Source organism: Obesumbacterium proteus, from assembly GCF_001586165.1.
GTDB lineage: Bacteria > Pseudomonadota > Gammaproteobacteria > Enterobacterales > Enterobacteriaceae > Hafnia > Hafnia protea.
The window spans coordinates 3,895,925-3,911,099 of record NZ_CP014608.1 but is presented as its reverse complement, the minus strand read 5'-3'; the positions used below and the strand labels follow the sequence as shown (position 1 = coordinate 3,911,099).

Here is a 15,175-nt window from a genome sequence, read left to right as displayed (position 1 = left end):
CCGCGCATGGCAGGCAATAGCATTGGGCAATTTTTCCGTGTCACCACGTTCGGTGAATCACATGGTATCGCATTGGGCTGTATCGTTGACGGCGTGCCGCCGGGTATTCCGTTGACCGAAGCCGATCTCCAGCACGATTTAGATCGCCGCCGTCCAGGAACTTCGCGTTACACCACGCAACGCCGTGAACCCGATCAGGTCCGTATTCTTTCTGGGGTGTTTGACGGTATTACCACCGGCACCAGCATTGGGCTAATGATTGAAAATACCGATCAGCGTTCGCAAGATTACGGTGCTATCAAAGACTTATTCCGTCCGGGCCATGCGGATTATACCTACGAACAAAAATACGGTACGCGTGATTACCGCGGTGGCGGTCGTTCTTCTGCGCGTGAAACTGCGATGCGCGTTGCCGCAGGGGCGATTGCCAAAAAATACTTAAAAGAGAAATACGGCGTACAGATCCGTGGCTGCCTGACTCAGATGGGTGATATCACCTGTGAAATCAAAGATTGGGAACAGGTAGAACAAAACCCGTTCTTCTGTCCCGATCCTTCTCAGTTAGAAAATTTAGATGAACTGATGCGAGCGCTGAAAAAAGAGGGCGACTCCATCGGGGCTAAAGTGACCGTGGTTGCGGAACAAGTCCCAGTGGGTCTAGGCGAACCGGTATTCGATCGCTTAGATGCGGATTTGGCCCATGCGCTGATGAGCATCAATGCGGTGAAAGGCGTAGAAATTGGCGATGGTTTTGCGGTTGTGAACAAGCGCGGCAGTGAAAATCGCGATGAAATTACGCCGGAAGGTTTCCAAAGCAATCATGCTGGCGGTATTTTGGGCGGCATTAGCAGCGGACAGGATATTGTTGCGCACTTAGCCTTAAAGCCGACGTCTAGCATCATGGTTCCGGGCAAAACCATCAATCGCCAAGGCGAAGCCGTTGAAATGGTGACGCGTGGACGTCACGATCCCTGCGTTGGGATCCGTGCGGTGCCGATTGCGGAAGCGATGATGGCGATCGTGCTGATGGATCATTTGCTGCGCCAACGTGCGCAGTGTGGGGATGTGATTTCTAACGTTCCTCGTTTCTAAATGGCCTTGGGCTCATTTTGATGATGGGTTGTCTTTTATGCAAAGAATGAAGCATTACATGGCGGGCTTGTTTGCGTTGGCGGTCAGCGCACAAGCGATGGCGCTTACACCGTGGCAGCAAATTACCCAGCCCGTGCAGGGAACGGCACAGGCGATTGGCGGCTTTGCTAATGGCTGCATCGTGGGGGCTAATCCGCTCCCGCTACAGGCCAATGACTATCAGGTGATGCGTCCCGATCAGCACCGCTATTATGGTCATCCAGATTTATTAGCGTTTATTAACCGTTTGGCGGGAGAAGTGAATCAACGCCAAATGGGGACGCTGCTGATTGGTGATATGGCGATGCCTGCCGGTGGGCGTTTCAACGGCGGCCATGCGAGTCACCAATCTGGCTTAGACGTTGATATTTGGCTACAGTTGCCTAAACAGCGCTGGAGCCAGCAACAGCTTTTGAAGCCAACGCCGATTGATTTAGTGGCGGTGAATGGCCGCAACGTGATCCCATCACAGTGGCGTCCTGAAACCGGTGAGCTGATTAAGCTGGCGGCCAAAGATAACGAGGTGACGCGCATTTTTGTTAATCCAGCGATTAAACAAAAGCTGTGTGACACCGCAGGCAGCGACCGTGATTGGTTGCGCAAGGTACGACCTTGGTTTGCGCATCGCGCGCATATGCATGTTCGTTTGCGCTGTCCGGCAAATAGCCTAGAGTGCGAAGACCAAACGCCACCACCGGCTGGCGATGGCTGTGGGGCGGAATTGGCAAGCTGGTTCCAGCCACCGCCTCCGGGCAGTAAACCGTCAAGGCCATCAACGCCGCCACCATTGCCACCATCGTGTCAGACATTGTTGGATAACCACTTTGCGGGTTAATTCGGTGAAATAAAAACGCTCCTATCACGGAGCGTTTTTTTATCGCTATTTCCCTCACTATGCGTTTTTTGCATAGCAAAAACCATTCTTGCATTTTCCTGCATTATTCATCACGTGCTATGTTCGAAATCGGTCTTCCGGCCATGCTATTTAAATTATTAAGCGCTCGAAGAAGTGCAGAATAGATTGTTATAAACATTATTAATCTATACCCCAAATAATTGGCATTGCATTAAAACGGTAATTTCAAGTATGGCGGGGATATTTGTAAACACAGGGCAGGGAATATATGGCAAACCAAGAAGCAGAACTGGCAATACCTAGCCAGAAAATAAAAGTCACGTGGGTAGGTTACCTTTCATTTTTTCTCACCATTATTTTCTTTTCGGGTATGTTTTCCGGCAGCGACGGCTGGTGGCGAGTGTTTGATTTTACCGTTCTTAATGGCTCCTTCGGGCATGTAAACGGTGATAGCGCAAAGACGGCATTAACATTCCGAGGCGTGAATGGGACAGGCGCTAAAGATGGCTTTCTGTTTGCGCTTGAGCTGGCGCCGTCGGTGATTTTATCGCTGGGCATTATTGCCGTTACTGATGGACTCGGTGGGCTGCGCGCCGCGCAGCAGCTCATGACGCCCATCTTGCGCCCTTTGCTTGGTATCCCTGGAATTTGCTCGCTGGCGCTGATTGCCAACCTGCAAAATACTGATGCAGCAGCAGGGATGACCAAAGAACTGGCTCAGGATGGTGAAATCACCGAGCAGGAAAAAGTTATTTTTGCCGCCTATCAAACCAGCGGAAGCGCCATTATTACTAACTATTTTCATCAGGCGTCGCCGTATTTGCCTTTTTAGGAACGTCGGTGATTGTGCCACTTGGCGTTATTTTATTATTTAAATTTGTCGGTGCGAACATCCTACGGATATATATCAATGTTGCCGAACAGCGCGTTGCCAAAAATAAGGAATAAAACCATGACGGCTCAAGTACGTAAAAATGTGATGGATATGTTTATTGATGGCGCTCGGCGTGGCTTTACCATCGCAACAACGAATTTACTGCCCAACGTGGTGATGGCGTTCGTTATTATTCAAGCATTGAAAATTACCGGATTACTCACTTTAGTTGGCGACGTTTGTCAGCCGATAATGGCGCTATGGGGATTGCCCGGTGAAGCCGCGACGGTTTTGCTGGCATCGTTGCTGAGCATGGGCGGTGCGGTTGGCGTTGCCGCCAGTTTAGTGACGGCGGGAACGCTTAGCGGACATGACGTTACTGTGTTATTACCCGCTATTTACCTAATGGGAAATCCGGTACAAAACGTCGGGCGCTGCCTCGGTACGGCTGAAGTTAACGCCAAATATTATCCCCACATTATTGGCATCTGCGTGATTAATTCACTGCTGTCGATCTGGGTTATGCAACTGATTGTGAGATAACGAGGAACCGGAAATGGACTTAACTTCCGCAGGATTTATGTTGTTACGTGGGGCTCAGGTCTATGCACCTCAGTCATTGGGTGTGCAGGATGTTTTATTGGCCTACGGCAAGGTATTGGCCGTTGCTCCGCAGATCCCGAGCGATGTTTTACCCGACTGTAAGGTTATCGATCTAAACGGCTTGATACTTTGTCCCGGTTTTATCGATCAGCATATTCATTTCATCGGCGGCGGCGGTGAGGCAGGGCCAGCCACGCGCACGCCAGAAGTGCGTTTATCGAAGCTGGTTGAAGCGGGCATCACAACGGCCATTGGCCTGCTCGGCACCGATTCGGTAACGCGACATCCGGAGTCATTATTAGCAAAAACACGGGCGCTGAACGAAGAAGGGATCACCGCCTACATGCTGACGGGGGCCTACAGCATTCCATCACCGACGATCACCGGCAGCATTGAGCGCGACGTGGCATTGATCGATCGCGTTATCGGCGTTAAGTGTGCGGTATCCGATCACCGCTCTTCAGCGCCGCATGACGCCGCATTAGCGAACATGGCGGCTCAGTCACGGGTGGGCGGATTACTGGGTAACAAAGCGGGCATCAGCGTCTTTCATATGGGGAGCAGCAAAAAAGGGTTAGCGCCGCTTTACGCCATTTTGGAAAACAGCGATGTACCCATGAGCAAGCTGTTGCCGACCCATGTTAATCGCAGTGAAACCCTGTTTGATGCCGCCATCGAGTTTGCCTTAAACGGTGGGCATATCGATATCACCAGCGGGATCCCTGGCCCCGTCACGCCGTCACAGGCGGTGAAGCGAGCCGTAGACTCAGGCGTCGCGCTTGATTTGCTCTCTGTGAGTTCTGACGGTAACGGCAGCCAGCCCGTCTTTGATGCACAGGGCAACCTCACCGGTATTGGCGTGGCGGGCTTTGAGAGCCTGTTAGAAACGCTGGTGGCATTGGTTCAAGTTCAAAATATGCCGCTTGCTGATGCGTTAGTTCCCTTTACCCGCAGCGTGGCAAAATTCCTTGGGTTGGAAAGCAAAGGCGAAATAGCGGTGGGTAAAGACGCTGATTTCGTGGTGTTAACACCGGCGCTGGCAATCCATCAGGTTTATGCCCACGGGCGTTTGATGGTACAAGCGGGCAAAGCCTGTGTGAAAGGTACCTTCGAATAACGGTTTGTCTGTTGTCGCGCCGATCCTCATGCTAATAGTATGTTTGGGAAGAGACTCGGTGCGACAACAGGAATTGAGATGAGCATTGTGCACAATATTGAAACGAAATGGCTGTATGACTTTTTAACCTTGGAAGAATGCCGCAATTTTTCTCAAGCCGCAGTAAAGCGCAATCTGTCGCAGCCCGCTTTCAGCCGTCGAATTCGTTCCTTAGAGCAGGCCGCTGGCGTTGAGTTATTCAACCGAGAAGTTTCCCCCCTACAGTTGACTGAACCCGGTAAGGTATTTCACTCGCAGGTGCGAAATTTATTACAGCAGCTGGAAAGCAACCTCACCGAGCTACGCGGCGGCAGCGATTTTATTGAGCATAAAATTAAGATAGCGGCTGCGCATTCATTATCGTTAGGGCTGTTGCCCTCTATCGTGAAGCAAATGCCGAGCCGTTTTGCCTACGCGGTTGAAGCCATAGACGTGGACAGCGCGGTTAACACGCTGCGTGAAGGGAAAAGCGATTTTATATTTTCCTATCACGACGAGTATTTATTGCAGGCACCTTTCGCACATATTCGCTTATTCGAAGCCCAGCTGTTTCCTGTTTGCGCCTGTGATGAGCTGGGGCAGCCACTTTACTCGTTGGAACAGCACGATTTTCCACTGCTAAATTACAGTCAAACGTCGTACATGGGACGTTTGGTCAATCGAATGTTGGCCAAAAATACGCATCTGAGTTTTCGTACCGTGTTTGTTTCATCAATGAGTGAGTTATTAAAGCAGGTTGCGCTTGATGGCTCAGGGGTGGCATGGCTGCCAGATTGTTTGATTTCACCTGAGTTAGAGCAGGGGACGTTGGTCCGTTTGGACGAAGAGGCACTCACTATCCCTATTTATGCTTACGCGTATCGAATGGATACGCGAATGAGCATGACCGCTGAAAGCTTTTGGCGCGATCTGAAAAAACTATTCCACACCGAGTAATTCAGGGCGTTCAACGGAAGCCGTTTCCCCATTTTTTTCTTCGTACCAGCGAATTGCTGCCCGTACCAGTGCGGCTGTTGAGTCGATAAAGGCACAGTTAAACCGCGCTACCTCCGTGTTGATAATCAGTGGGATTTCCGTACAGCCCATAATCAGCGTATCTACGCCACGTTCAATCAATGCTTCAATCTGTGGAAACAACAGCGTCTGAGAAAGCAAAAGATCGCCTGCTTTGTAGGCATAAATCGCCTGCATGACTTCGCGCTGATGGCTCTCTTCAGGGACATAAAGCGTTTTTCCTTGCTGCACCAATCTACGTTGATAAAGCCCGGTAGCCAGCGTGGCATCGGTCGCCAGCAATCCTATTGTTTGGCTGTGGTGAGGCAGTTCGGCTAATGTGGCATCCAGAATATTAATCATCTCAACATGGGCGCTGTGCTGAAGGCGGTCAAACCAGTAATGCGCGGTGTTGCAGGGAATGACAATGCACTCAGCGCCTGCGCTCTCAAGCATATGCAGATAGCGTTCCAGATAATCATAGGGCGAAGGGCCACCGGAAAGCAGGCACGCGCTGCGGTCGGGAATATCCGGAATTGAGCAGGCAATAATTGGAATATGCTGCTGATCTTGCCCTACATGCCGAAAATGCACGAATTTGCTCAGCATATCTGCCGTGGCGGCGGGGCCCATCCCACCGAGAATACCTATCGTGTGCTGCATACATTCAACCTCACTGATCGTTTACTTGCCTCACACACTATCAATCTGAACTTAAAAGGATAAATGCCGATTGCTTAGTTGTAATGCGCAAAACGCATAGGTAAATGAGCGCTGATAAAATGGTTATGAAAAATGATAATGAAGATTGGCGAGGGAAAGTTGAACATTGCTGGTTGTGATGTTTATTTTTTGTTACGTACAGCGTAAGGTGTGCGGCGAATCACAATACAGCACCCATTTCGCGCTGCTTACTCGGCGTCACCGGTGCGCTAAATAATAAGAATTCATGCTGCTAGATTCGGCGTGAACAACGAACAAATGTTTGGCAAGAAATATGGGTGAAAGATGATGGATTTAATCAGTGGGCTGCCGGTAAGTCCTGAACTATTAGGGATACTCTTTTTCGTCGCGATGCTGGCGGGATTTATCGATTCTATTGCTGGAGGCGGTGGGCTATTAACCGTTCCCGCGCTGTTAGCCGTCGGCGTACCGCCAGCGCAGGCGTTAGCAACCAATAAGCTGCAATCGGTGGGCGGCTCGTTTTCTGCCAGTCTGTATTTTATCCGCCGTAAAGCCGTTGACTTAAATGACCAAAAACTGGTGATTGCGTTGACCTTTGTGGGGTCAATGATCGGCTCGATTCTGGTACAGAATATTCGGGCGGATATTCTACGCCAGCTGCTGCCGCTGTTGGTGGCGGGAATCGGCGTCTATTTCCTGCTCACGCCGCGATTAGGTGAATCCGATCGCCTACGCCGGTTGTCGTATATCCCGTTTGCTATCGTGGCTGGCGGCTGTGTGGGCTTTTATGACGGCTTTTTTGGCCCTGGTGCGGGTTCGTTCTACGCGCTGGCCTACGTCACGCTATGCGGATTTAATCTCGCCAAATCTACGGCGCATGCCAAAGTTTTGAATTTTACATCCAACGTGGCCGCGCTGATGTTTTTTATCATCGGCGGCAAAGTTATTTGGTCGATTGGTTTGGTGATGCTGGTGGGGCAGGTGATTGGCGCCAGATCCGGCGCAAAAATGGTGCTGAGTAAAGGGCAAAAGCTGATAAGACCGATGATCGTTTTTGTGTCTTTAGCGATGACCTGCAAGTTGATGTATGACAACCACGGGCCAGAAATTATGCAATGGCTAGGTCATTGGTTCTGAATAACCACACTTTATTTACGTATTAACGCTATTGATAGTGCGCCTTTGCGGTGAGCGTGAGATAATTTCCTCATACCCGTCATATTTGAAGCTGCATCAGCGTTGGCCGCACTCACTCACCCGAATCACTTACTTGAGTAAGCTCATCGGGATTCGCTCCTTTGCCGCCTTGATGCAACTCCAATTATTTTGGGTATGGGTTAGCGGTATCGTTTCAACGATGCCGCTTTTTAATGATTTTTTTGTCGACGGCCATCATGTCTCAAACTCACCATTTTCAGCAATTAATCGATCTGTTCAATCAGACCTTCAGTGACGACTATCAAACACAGCTTGTAGCCGGTGATGATGAGCCGATCTATCTGCCCGCTGATGAAACATCACCTTTTCACCGTATCGTTTTTGCCCATGGTTTTTACGCTAGCGCCCTGCATGAGATTTCTCACTGGTGTATTGCCGGTGAAGCGCGTCGTCAGCAGGTTGACTATGGTTATTGGTATTGCCCAGACGGTCGTGATGCCAAAACCCAGTGTGAATTTGAGGTAGTAGAGATTAAACCGCAGGCGTTTGACTGGTTATTCTGCGAAGCAGCAGGCTATCCGTTTAACGTCAGTTGCGACAATCTTGAGGGGGATTTCGATCCCGATCGCATCGCGTTCCAGCGAAAAGTGCGTGAACAGGTTCTCTGGTATTTGGAAAACGGCATTCCAGAACGTCCAGCGCGCTTTATTCAAGCGTTACAATCGTTTTACAATACGCCAACGCTAACCGCTGATAGGTTCCCCTATCCGGAAGATTTATAATAATCCCGAGGACCCACGATGATCGCAGATTTTGAAACCCGCATTCTGGCGCTGATTGATGACATGGTTGAACACGCCAGTGATGACGAATTATTTGCCGGAGGCTATCTGCGTGGGCATTTAACGTTGGCAGTGGCTGAATTGGAAGCTGAAGGCGAACATACGCCAGCGGCGCTCAATGACGCGGTTCAGCACAGCTTGGATAAAGCCATTAAAGCCGGTGAGCTTTCGCCACCCGACCAGATTCTGGTGAACAATATGTGGGAATCGCTGTTTGCTAAGGTTTCTGGTTAAGCTTCAGATGCAGACCCCCTCGAGCCGTTCGGCGCAAGTTGAAACCCGATCGGCTCCTCCCCCTGACAAGGGGGAGGTTGGGAGGGGGTAATTACCGACACATATCTCAATTAAACCGCTTTTCCCTTCAATAATTTCCGCACCCACATTCTGTTTGGATTCAATGCGTCCAAGACGTCTTGCTCGAGCGGTATCGCTTCGCCATAAATTTGCGCAGCGAGCACTTCAGCACATAACGGAGCGCTGCATAAGCCACGCGAGCCTAGCCCACCGATCATGAATAAATCGGGATAAACCGGCGCTGAGAGAAGGGATTCTGGCGTGGATTTTTTCGTCATCAAATCCTGATAGTTCTCCAGCGTTGCGGTGTAGTTCGGCACGGCACCGACCATCGGCATGTGATCGCGAATGGCGCAGCGCACGCCAACGCGTGCTTCATTGTCGCTGATATCGACTTGTTTCGGCCATTCAACCTGAGGAAGGCATTTCAATAAGCGGTCGCGATTTTCTTGTTGATCGGCTGCAGAGAAATCCAGATCGGTTTGATTGCGCTGATAGCTGGCACCAATGCAGTGGTGCTGATTGGCAGGGTTAACCGGCGTTAAATATCCGTCATAACACAAAACCTGCTTGAGCTGGCCTAAAACCGCATTAGTCGGAATATGACTCACCTGACCGCGCACCGCCGAAAGCGGTAGCGCCTCGGTTTGCGTGAAATGACTTAAGCGATGCCCGTTAGCTAAAACCACACAGCCGTGCTGTTTTACCTCGCCATTGCTGAAAGCCAGTCGCCAGCCATTGTCATCGTGTGTCAGATCCGTGAGATCGGCGTTAAAGTGGGTGACTAATCCCTGTGACTGAGCTAAATCAATCACGGCTTGAGTAAGCTGTAAAGGGCAAAGCCAGCCACCGGCACCGTAGGTCACGCCATCATGAGGAATATCCAACCCTGCAAGCTGTGTGAGCGTGGCCGCGTCGCCTTTTTCGGCCAGCCATTGTGGCCAGTCAGTGGTTAATATCTGGGTGATTTTATCGCTGCTTTTTTCATCCCAGCACAGCTGGCTAACGCCGCACCATTGGTGATCAAACGTAAGACCACAGCTTAGCAATTCATCATATTGGCGACGCGCAAAGGCGAAGGCGCTAATGAAAAAGCGCTCTAACGCATTGTTGCGGCCGTTAAGCAGCGGATAGAGGGCACCTTGACGATTGCCCGATGCGCCAAGGGCAGGCTTAGGATCGGCGCAGTATAGCGTGACATGACTGCCTCGTTTAAGTAACGCCAAGGCCGCTAGCGCGGAGGCGATACCGCCGCCGATGAGGGCTATGTCGTGGGTGTTTTGTGCCTTGGGGCGATCAAACCATGGCGCTGGCGAAGAGGGGGATTCCCTCTCTGCACGGTTCCCCGTCAGCATTTCACGTTTCTGACCAAAGCCTTTAACGCGCAGCACGTTAAAACCCGCCTCCTGTAAACCACGACGCACAAAGCCTGCGGCGGTAAACGTGGCAAACGTGCCGTCTTTTCTTGCCAGTTTGACCATGGTGTCAAACAGCTCAGGCGTCCACATATCTGGGTTTTTTGAGGGAGCAAAGCCGTCTAGAAACCAAGCATCGATCTGTTCGTTAAGGCTGTACGGCAACGCGTGAATAAGCTCATTGACGTCGCCAAACCATAAATCAAGCGTGATCCGGCCATTGGCCAGAATTACGCGGTGACAACCTGGAAGTGCGGCTGGCCAAACAGCGCACAGTTGTTCACTGAAATGTTTTAATTCAGGCCAGCGCGCGTGAGCAGCGGCAAGATCGTCAGCCAGTAACGGGTATTTTTCGAAGCTGACATAGTGAAGGTGTTTAAATGTGCTGTCAGGATGCTGTTGTTCAAAGGCATCAAAGGCTTGCCACAGGGTTAAAAAGTTAAGGCCGGTGCCAAACCCCGTTTCCGCCACGGTGAAAGTACACTCTTGTGCTTGTAGCCAGCGTTCTGCTAGATGATTACCCTGTAAGAATACGTAACGAGTTTCTGAAAGCCCGTCCTGATTGGAAAAATAAACATCATCAAACTGTTGCGAAACCGGTGTTCCCTGTTCATTCCAGCTTAATTTTGCATTCTGAATAATTGAATTGCTCACGGGTTTTTACTCTAAATACAGATATAAAGGGATTTTAACGGTCTCTGACAGGGACGGCAAATATGCCTCCATCTGGTTCAACCACATCTGATCGGACTTGCTCGGCGTACAAGTGTACGCTAAAGTGCGTCTCAAAATCCCGAATGAACAATATCTGTGTAAGAGGTTAAGACATGAAACGTGCAGTAATTACTGGCTTGGGCGTTGTTTCCAGCATCGGTAACAACCAGCAGGAGGTTCTGGCGTCTCTGAAAGAAGGGCGTTCGGGTATCACCTTCGCGCCTGAACTTAAAGAGGCCGGTATGCGTAGCCACGTATGGGGCAACATCAAGCTGGATACCACCGGCATGATTGACCGTAAAGTGATGCGCTTCATGAGTGATGCATCTATTTACGCTTACCTCTCCATGCAGGAAGCGATCAAAGATTCTGGTTTAGCCGATGATATGGTTTCTAACGACCGTACTGGCCTGATCGTCGGTTCCGGCGGTGGTTCTCCACGCAATCAGGTTGCAGGCGCTGACGGCATGCGTTCACGCGGTCTGCGTGGCGTGGGTCCATACATGGTGACCAAAGCAATGGGTTCTGGCGTGTCTGCTTGCTTGGCAACACCGTTCAAAATCCGTGGCGTTAACTATTCCATCAGCTCTGCGTGTGCGACTTCCGCTCACTGTATCGGTAACGCGGTAGAGATGATTCAATTAGGTAAACAAGACGTTGTGTTTGCTGGCGGCGGCGAAGAGCTGTGCTGGGAACTGGCTTGTGAATTTGATGCAATGGGCGCGTTGTCTACTCAGTACAACGAAACCCCAGATAAAGCATCACGTACTTATGACACCAAACGTGACGGTTTCGTTATCTCTGGCGGCGGCGGTATCGTTGTTGTTGAAGAGCTGGAACACGCTCTGGCGCGTGGCGCACATATCTATGCTGAAATCGTTGGCTACGGCGCAACTTCAGACGGCTACGATATGGTTGCTCCATCAGGCGAAGGTGCAGCACGCTGCATGCGTATGGCGATGAAAGATCTGGATGCGCCAGTGGATTACCTGAACGTACACGGTACTTCTACTCCGGTAGGTGACGTGAAAGAACTGGGTGCGATCCGTGAAGTCTTCGGCGACAACACTCCAGCAATTTCTTCAACCAAAGCCATGACCGGTCATGCTCTGGGTGCCGCTGGTGTTCACGAAGCTATCTACACTTTGCTGATGTTGGAACACGGCTTTGTCGCGCCAAGCATCAACATTGAAGAGCTGGACGAGCAGGCTCAGGGTATGAACATCGTGACTGAACCAACTCAGCGCGATCTGAATACCGTGATGTCTAACAGCTTTGGCTTCGGTGGTACTAACGCCACGCTAGTCATGAAAAAATACCAGAAGTAATTCATTTACCGATGGCATAAAAAAACCCGCGAAATGCGGGTTTTTTGTTTTTAGCGGCTTTGATTTATTCTTTTTCAATCATCTGTGCAACGTCATTGGTATTGATCTGACGATTGACTCCATCCTGATCGACGTAGCTGGTCATCCCTGTATCTTTATCAATTTTTGGTTTCCCCTGCGTGACGATCATCTCCCCTGATTTCGTCGACATCACATAGTCACTGGAACAACCGGCCACCATCAAAACAGCTGCGCCGATACAGAGCATCGAAAGAATTTTTTTCATTTTATGTCATCCTTTTAGTGAGTCTTTTACAAGCATAGATCATAACAGGCGGTTGCAATGCGATTCGCCCGCAAAAATGAAATAATCCTTACAAATCATGTCAGATGTGTCGCTAGGCCGACGAATGATCGTCGCAAAAGAGTGTGGGCAAACGTTCAGCCCGCGAGGTACAGAATGATCGCCTATGCTTATGGCATGAGGCATGGAGTGAAATCATGACACATAAAAATAATCGCTTACGTATCGCAAGGCCGACAAACCATCTAAATCTTATCGCGCAGATGTACTGCAAAGGACTCGATTTCGACGTGTTGGGCCATTTTAACGATCATCAGGGATTCGACGGCGTGATAATAGGGCATCCCCAGCATGCCTACCATCTTGAGTTTACGCATCACCGTGGAACTACGGTTCCAGATGCGCCAACGGCGGATAATTTGCTGGTGTTCTATATTCTGGATGAAGCCGAATGGCGAGCAGCCTGCACAAAAATGGAGCTGGCTGGATTTCTGGTTGTGGTTTCATATAACCCATATTGGGATCAACATGGAAAAACGTTTGCCGATCTCGATGGTTATCGCGTTGTGCTACAGAATACGGATTGGGATCGATGATTTAGTTTTATCAAAACTTATTCAGCAGAAACGAAGTAGGTTTTATGCGTGACAGAATGATAATAAAATAAGCGTTAATTTTAATGCGGGTGCCTAAATTACTTATGTAAATTGTATTTTGATTATATATAAAATATATATTTTTTAAATGAATTGTATTTTTGAATATATAAATATCATATATCAATAAAAATGAGATTTTCGAAGACAAAAACCAACATCACGATATGCGCAGCAACGTAGGCGGCGCTGCGCAAGGTTAACTGCTTAAAAAACAACTTAAGTAATAAGCTGGTTAAAATGATCATCGTGACATTCCTGTGATTAATAGCGTTAAATATTGAGAAGTTAAAATAACGAGCGTTATTACTTTTATATGGTGTCTGCTAATTATTTTTCGGCATTCTATCTATTATTCATAACCATAAGCAAGGTGTGGAATAAGAATAAATAAGTTTATTCTTAGCTAAATTAAATAGAGCGAAAGATTAGCGCATAGAACGCTAAAGAATTTTATTCTTGATATGGGGTCAGTATCTGGATGAAGTGTTTGAGTTGAGCGTAGTCGGTAGCGTTATGTGACGATTTATTCCGTCAATTGTAGTTTTTAAGCAGCAAATATAAAAAATAAGGCCGCAGAGTAATCTGCGGCCTTACTGATATCTAAACGTTTAGACTTAGGCTTTTGGTGCTGCAGCAGTAGCTGGTGCTGCTTTTTTGTGATGCTGAGCTTTTTTAGCAGCCTGAGCTTTCTGAGCTACTGGCGCTGCTTTTTTGTGGTGCTGAGCTTTTTTAGCAGCCTGAGCTTTCTGAGCTACTGGTGCTGCTTTTTTGTGGTGTTGAGCTTTTTTAGCAGCCTGAGCTTTCTGAGCTACCGGCGCTGCTTTTTTAGCGTGTTTGGCTTTTTTCGCAGCCTGAGCTTTTTGCTCGGTGGTTGCTTTTTTGTGGTGCTTCGCTTTTTTGTGGTGAGTGGTGCTAGTTGCTTTGGCAGCAGGTGCAGCAGCGGTCGTTGAAGACGCAGCAGCTGGCGCAGCGGTTGTTTCAGCAGCGAAAGCAACAGAAGACAGACCCATAGTAGCAGCAACAACCAGAGCTAAAACTTTTTTCATTTTCCATTCCTCAAGAATTTGTTTTTCGTAAGCCCCTCGGTGGAGCCGGTGAATGAATAATAGGAGGATGGATGTCAACTTTCCGTAAGTGTTTGGTGTCGGTACGTAACGGCATGTACAACCTGTACATTAAAAGGTAAATAGACGGTAAATCGCTACGGGTGGCCGCTGGTTTCACTCTCAATCCAGTGCGCGATAAAATTCACAACGTATTGTTTTTCTTCTTCGTTTAACGCTTTTCCCTGTGGAATGCGATGCCATTTTTCTAAACATCCTCGACAGCAGGTTGCCGTCGCGTGCTGTGCTACAAATACCGGATGCCCACGCATTGGGGTTTGTTTGCCATCGTTTTCAGGAAACGCAGGCGCTAAACGGGTATCTATAAAATCATAGGCATGGGACAAAATCACCGCGGTGCCTTTTTGCTGTAGGTAGGCACTGTCTTTGGCGTTGAGATGAAACTTCATGCGAAAAGGGGAGCGCTGTAGGCGCGCCCAGATATTTTCAGCAGACTGATACACAACAAAATCCTAAATCTGACGAGTAACTGACGGGGTTACGATCCTCTTGCATGGATAAAAATGCAAGTTCAGCGCCGAACGGACGTTTCTCCAACAGAAGAAAATAGGCGAACGTAAAGTTATCGCTAATCGGTTGTTTATCCTCGCTTGCTAGGTAAGATAAGACGTACCTATCATTAGTGGCGAAAAATTTAAACAGTCTATGGTTGAACGGCAGCGTGTGGCTAAGTGGTTCCTAATATTGGCTTGTCTGGTTGTACTCACGTGTACAACTCAGCGCATGGCCGGTATGCACATGCTCAGTAAATACCTTCCCACTGATGTTACGGCGACTCAAACTACTGGCGAATCACAGGTCAGTGATAGCCAAGAAAGCCCCATTTCTCCCTGTGAGCTCAGTGCTAAGTCATTGCTTGCGGCTAACAGCATGGCGGTTGAACATCTATTTTTTGCGTTGCTGCTGTTCGTTGCTTTATTGCTTGAGCCCGCACGGCAGCTACGATTACTCATTCCCCCTCTACGGGCGGTTTCTTTACCCCGCTTGCGGGTACATCTCCGGCTGTGTGTCTTCCGAGAATAACTTTCTACGTGACCGCT

The 15,175-nt window shown here is 49.1% G+C and carries 16 protein-coding genes and 1 pseudogene; 12 read left to right on the top strand and 5 right to left on the bottom strand.

Annotation, left to right across the window (positions count from 1 at the left end; genetic code table 11):
• The first annotated feature begins 6 nt into the window (after positions 1-6).
• From aroC to hypT, 6 genes and pseudogenes are all read left to right on the top strand, one after another.
• The gene (gene aroC / locus DSM2777_RS18380) at positions 7-1,092 is read left to right on the top strand and encodes a chorismate synthase (RefSeq protein WP_061554794.1); all 1,086 of its coding nucleotides are present in this window, start codon (positions 7-9) and stop codon (positions 1,090-1,092) included.
• Positions 1,093-1,138: 46 nt separating this feature from the next.
• Positions 1,139-1,966 (top strand): penicillin-insensitive murein endopeptidase, encoded by an 828-nt coding sequence (gene mepA, locus DSM2777_RS18375; RefSeq protein WP_061555435.1) that lies wholly within the window; start codon positions 1,139-1,141, stop codon positions 1,964-1,966.
• A gap of 289 nt (positions 1,967-2,255) precedes the next feature.
• Positions 2,256-2,935, top strand: a pseudogene (locus DSM2777_RS18370) (nucleoside recognition domain-containing protein).
• A 4-nt stretch (positions 2,936-2,939) separates the two neighbouring features.
• A complete protein-coding gene (locus DSM2777_RS18365; protein ID WP_025797773.1) occupies positions 2,940-3,404 on the top strand; it encodes a YjiG family protein in 465 nt (154 codons plus the stop codon).
• A 13-nt stretch (positions 3,405-3,417) separates the two neighbouring features.
• Positions 3,418-4,581, top strand: a complete 1,164-nt coding sequence (gene iadA, locus DSM2777_RS18360) for a beta-aspartyl-peptidase (RefSeq protein ID WP_061554793.1) — start codon at positions 3,418-3,420, stop codon at positions 4,579-4,581.
• Between the two features lie 78 nt (positions 4,582-4,659).
• A complete protein-coding gene (gene hypT, locus DSM2777_RS18355) occupies positions 4,660-5,556 on the top strand; it encodes a hypochlorite stress DNA-binding transcriptional regulator HypT (RefSeq protein WP_061554792.1) in 897 nt (298 codons plus the stop codon).
• Here hypT and cuyB read toward each other — a convergent pair.
• A complete protein-coding gene (gene cuyB / locus DSM2777_RS18350) occupies positions 5,539-6,276 on the bottom strand; it encodes a cysteate racemase (RefSeq protein ID WP_061554791.1) in 738 nt (245 codons plus the stop codon). The two genes, hypT and cuyB, sit on opposite strands and share 18 nt — an antisense overlap.
• Positions 6,277-6,621: 345 nt before the next feature.
• On the opposite strand from cuyB, the gene DSM2777_RS18345 reads away from it, so the two are divergent.
• The 3 genes from DSM2777_RS18345 (at position 6,622) to DSM2777_RS18335 (ending at position 8,531) form a co-directional block, all read left to right on the top strand.
• Complete coding sequence (locus DSM2777_RS18345; RefSeq protein ID WP_061554790.1) at positions 6,622-7,434, top strand: sulfite exporter TauE/SafE family protein; 813 nt, start codon at positions 6,622-6,624, stop codon at positions 7,432-7,434.
• 257 nt (positions 7,435-7,691) lie between these two features.
• On the top strand, positions 7,692-8,237 hold the full coding sequence (locus tag DSM2777_RS18340; RefSeq protein ID WP_025797781.1) for an elongation factor P hydroxylase: 546 nt from the start codon (positions 7,692-7,694) through the stop codon (positions 8,235-8,237).
• Between the two features lie 18 nt (positions 8,238-8,255).
• Positions 8,256-8,531, top strand: a complete 276-nt coding sequence (locus tag DSM2777_RS18335) for a YfcL family protein (RefSeq protein WP_025797782.1) — start codon at positions 8,256-8,258, stop codon at positions 8,529-8,531.
• Between the two features lie 110 nt (positions 8,532-8,641).
• Here DSM2777_RS18335 and mnmC read toward each other — a convergent pair whose 3' ends face one another.
• Positions 8,642-10,660 carry a bifunctional tRNA (5-methylaminomethyl-2-thiouridine)(34)-methyltransferase MnmC2/FAD-dependent 5-carboxymethylaminomethyl-2-thiouridine(34) oxidoreductase MnmC1 gene (mnmC, locus tag DSM2777_RS18330; protein WP_061554789.1) on the bottom strand — a complete coding sequence of 673 codons (2,019 nt, stop codon included), beginning with the start codon at positions 10,658-10,660 and terminating at the stop codon, positions 8,642-8,644.
• 173 nt (positions 10,661-10,833) lie between these two features.
• On the opposite strand from mnmC, the gene fabB reads away from it, so the two are divergent.
• Positions 10,834-12,048 carry a beta-ketoacyl-ACP synthase I gene (gene fabB, locus DSM2777_RS18325; protein ID WP_061554788.1) on the top strand — a complete coding sequence of 405 codons (1,215 nt, stop codon included), beginning with the start codon at positions 10,834-10,836 and terminating at the stop codon, positions 12,046-12,048.
• 64 nt (positions 12,049-12,112) lie between these two features.
• Here fabB and DSM2777_RS18320 read toward each other — a convergent pair whose 3' ends face one another.
• The gene (locus tag DSM2777_RS18320; protein ID WP_025797788.1) at positions 12,113-12,334 is read right to left on the bottom strand and encodes a YgdI/YgdR family lipoprotein; all 222 of its coding nucleotides are present in this window, start codon (positions 12,332-12,334) and stop codon (positions 12,113-12,115) included.
• 215 nt (positions 12,335-12,549) lie between these two features.
• Between DSM2777_RS18320 and DSM2777_RS18315 the strand changes: the two genes are divergently transcribed.
• Positions 12,550-12,948: a VOC family protein gene (locus DSM2777_RS18315; protein WP_061554787.1), complete on the top strand. Its 399-nt coding sequence runs from the start codon at positions 12,550-12,552 to the stop codon at positions 12,946-12,948.
• Between the two features lie 677 nt (positions 12,949-13,625).
• On the opposite strand, the gene asr is transcribed toward DSM2777_RS18315, so the two are convergent.
• The gene (gene asr, locus DSM2777_RS18310) at positions 13,626-14,057 is read right to left on the bottom strand and encodes an acid resistance repetitive basic protein Asr (RefSeq protein WP_061554786.1); all 432 of its coding nucleotides are present in this window, start codon (positions 14,055-14,057) and stop codon (positions 13,626-13,628) included.
• Between the two features lie 155 nt (positions 14,058-14,212).
• Positions 14,213-14,578, bottom strand: a complete 366-nt coding sequence (locus tag DSM2777_RS18305) for a DUF4186 domain-containing protein (RefSeq protein ID WP_040046398.1) — start codon at positions 14,576-14,578, stop codon at positions 14,213-14,215.
• Between the two features lie 202 nt (positions 14,579-14,780).
• Here DSM2777_RS18305 and DSM2777_RS25030 point away from each other — a divergent pair, with 202 nt between their 5' ends.
• A complete protein-coding gene (locus DSM2777_RS25030) occupies positions 14,781-15,158 on the top strand; it encodes a copper resistance protein (protein ID WP_071889937.1) in 378 nt (125 codons plus the stop codon).
• Positions 15,159-15,175: the final 17 nt, after the last annotated feature.

Bases quoted from the DNA above. Each gene is read 5' to 3' on its own strand.
- asr (WP_061554786.1), bottom strand. From the start codon at position 14,057: ATGAAAAAAGTTTTAGCTCTGGTTGTTGCTGCTACTATGGGTCTGTCT.
- fabB (WP_061554788.1), top strand. From the start codon at position 10,834: ATGAAACGTGCAGTAATTACTGGCTTGGGCGTTGTTTCCAGCATCGGT.
- DSM2777_RS18315 (WP_061554787.1), top strand. From the start codon at position 12,550: ATGACACATAAAAATAATCGCTTACGTATCGCAAGGCCGACAAACCAT.
- mepA (WP_061555435.1), top strand. From the start codon at position 1,139: ATGAAGCATTACATGGCGGGCTTGTTTGCGTTGGCGGTCAGCGCACAA.
- cuyB (WP_061554791.1), bottom strand. From the start codon at position 6,276: ATGCAGCACACGATAGGTATTCTCGGTGGGATGGGCCCCGCCGCCACG.
- hypT (WP_061554792.1), top strand. From the start codon at position 4,660: ATGAGCATTGTGCACAATATTGAAACGAAATGGCTGTATGACTTTTTA.
- iadA (WP_061554793.1), top strand. From the start codon at position 3,418: ATGGACTTAACTTCCGCAGGATTTATGTTGTTACGTGGGGCTCAGGTC.
- DSM2777_RS18345 (WP_061554790.1), top strand. From the start codon at position 6,622: ATGATGGATTTAATCAGTGGGCTGCCGGTAAGTCCTGAACTATTAGGG.
- DSM2777_RS18365 (WP_025797773.1), top strand. From the start codon at position 2,940: ATGACGGCTCAAGTACGTAAAAATGTGATGGATATGTTTATTGATGGC.
- DSM2777_RS18340 (WP_025797781.1), top strand. From the start codon at position 7,692: ATGTCTCAAACTCACCATTTTCAGCAATTAATCGATCTGTTCAATCAG.
- DSM2777_RS18335 (WP_025797782.1), top strand. From the start codon at position 8,256: ATGATCGCAGATTTTGAAACCCGCATTCTGGCGCTGATTGATGACATG.
- DSM2777_RS25030 (WP_071889937.1), top strand. From the start codon at position 14,781: ATGGTTGAACGGCAGCGTGTGGCTAAGTGGTTCCTAATATTGGCTTGT.
- aroC (WP_061554794.1), top strand. From the start codon at position 7: ATGGCAGGCAATAGCATTGGGCAATTTTTCCGTGTCACCACGTTCGGT.
- DSM2777_RS18320 (WP_025797788.1), bottom strand. From the start codon at position 12,334: ATGAAAAAAATTCTTTCGATGCTCTGTATCGGCGCAGCTGTTTTGATG.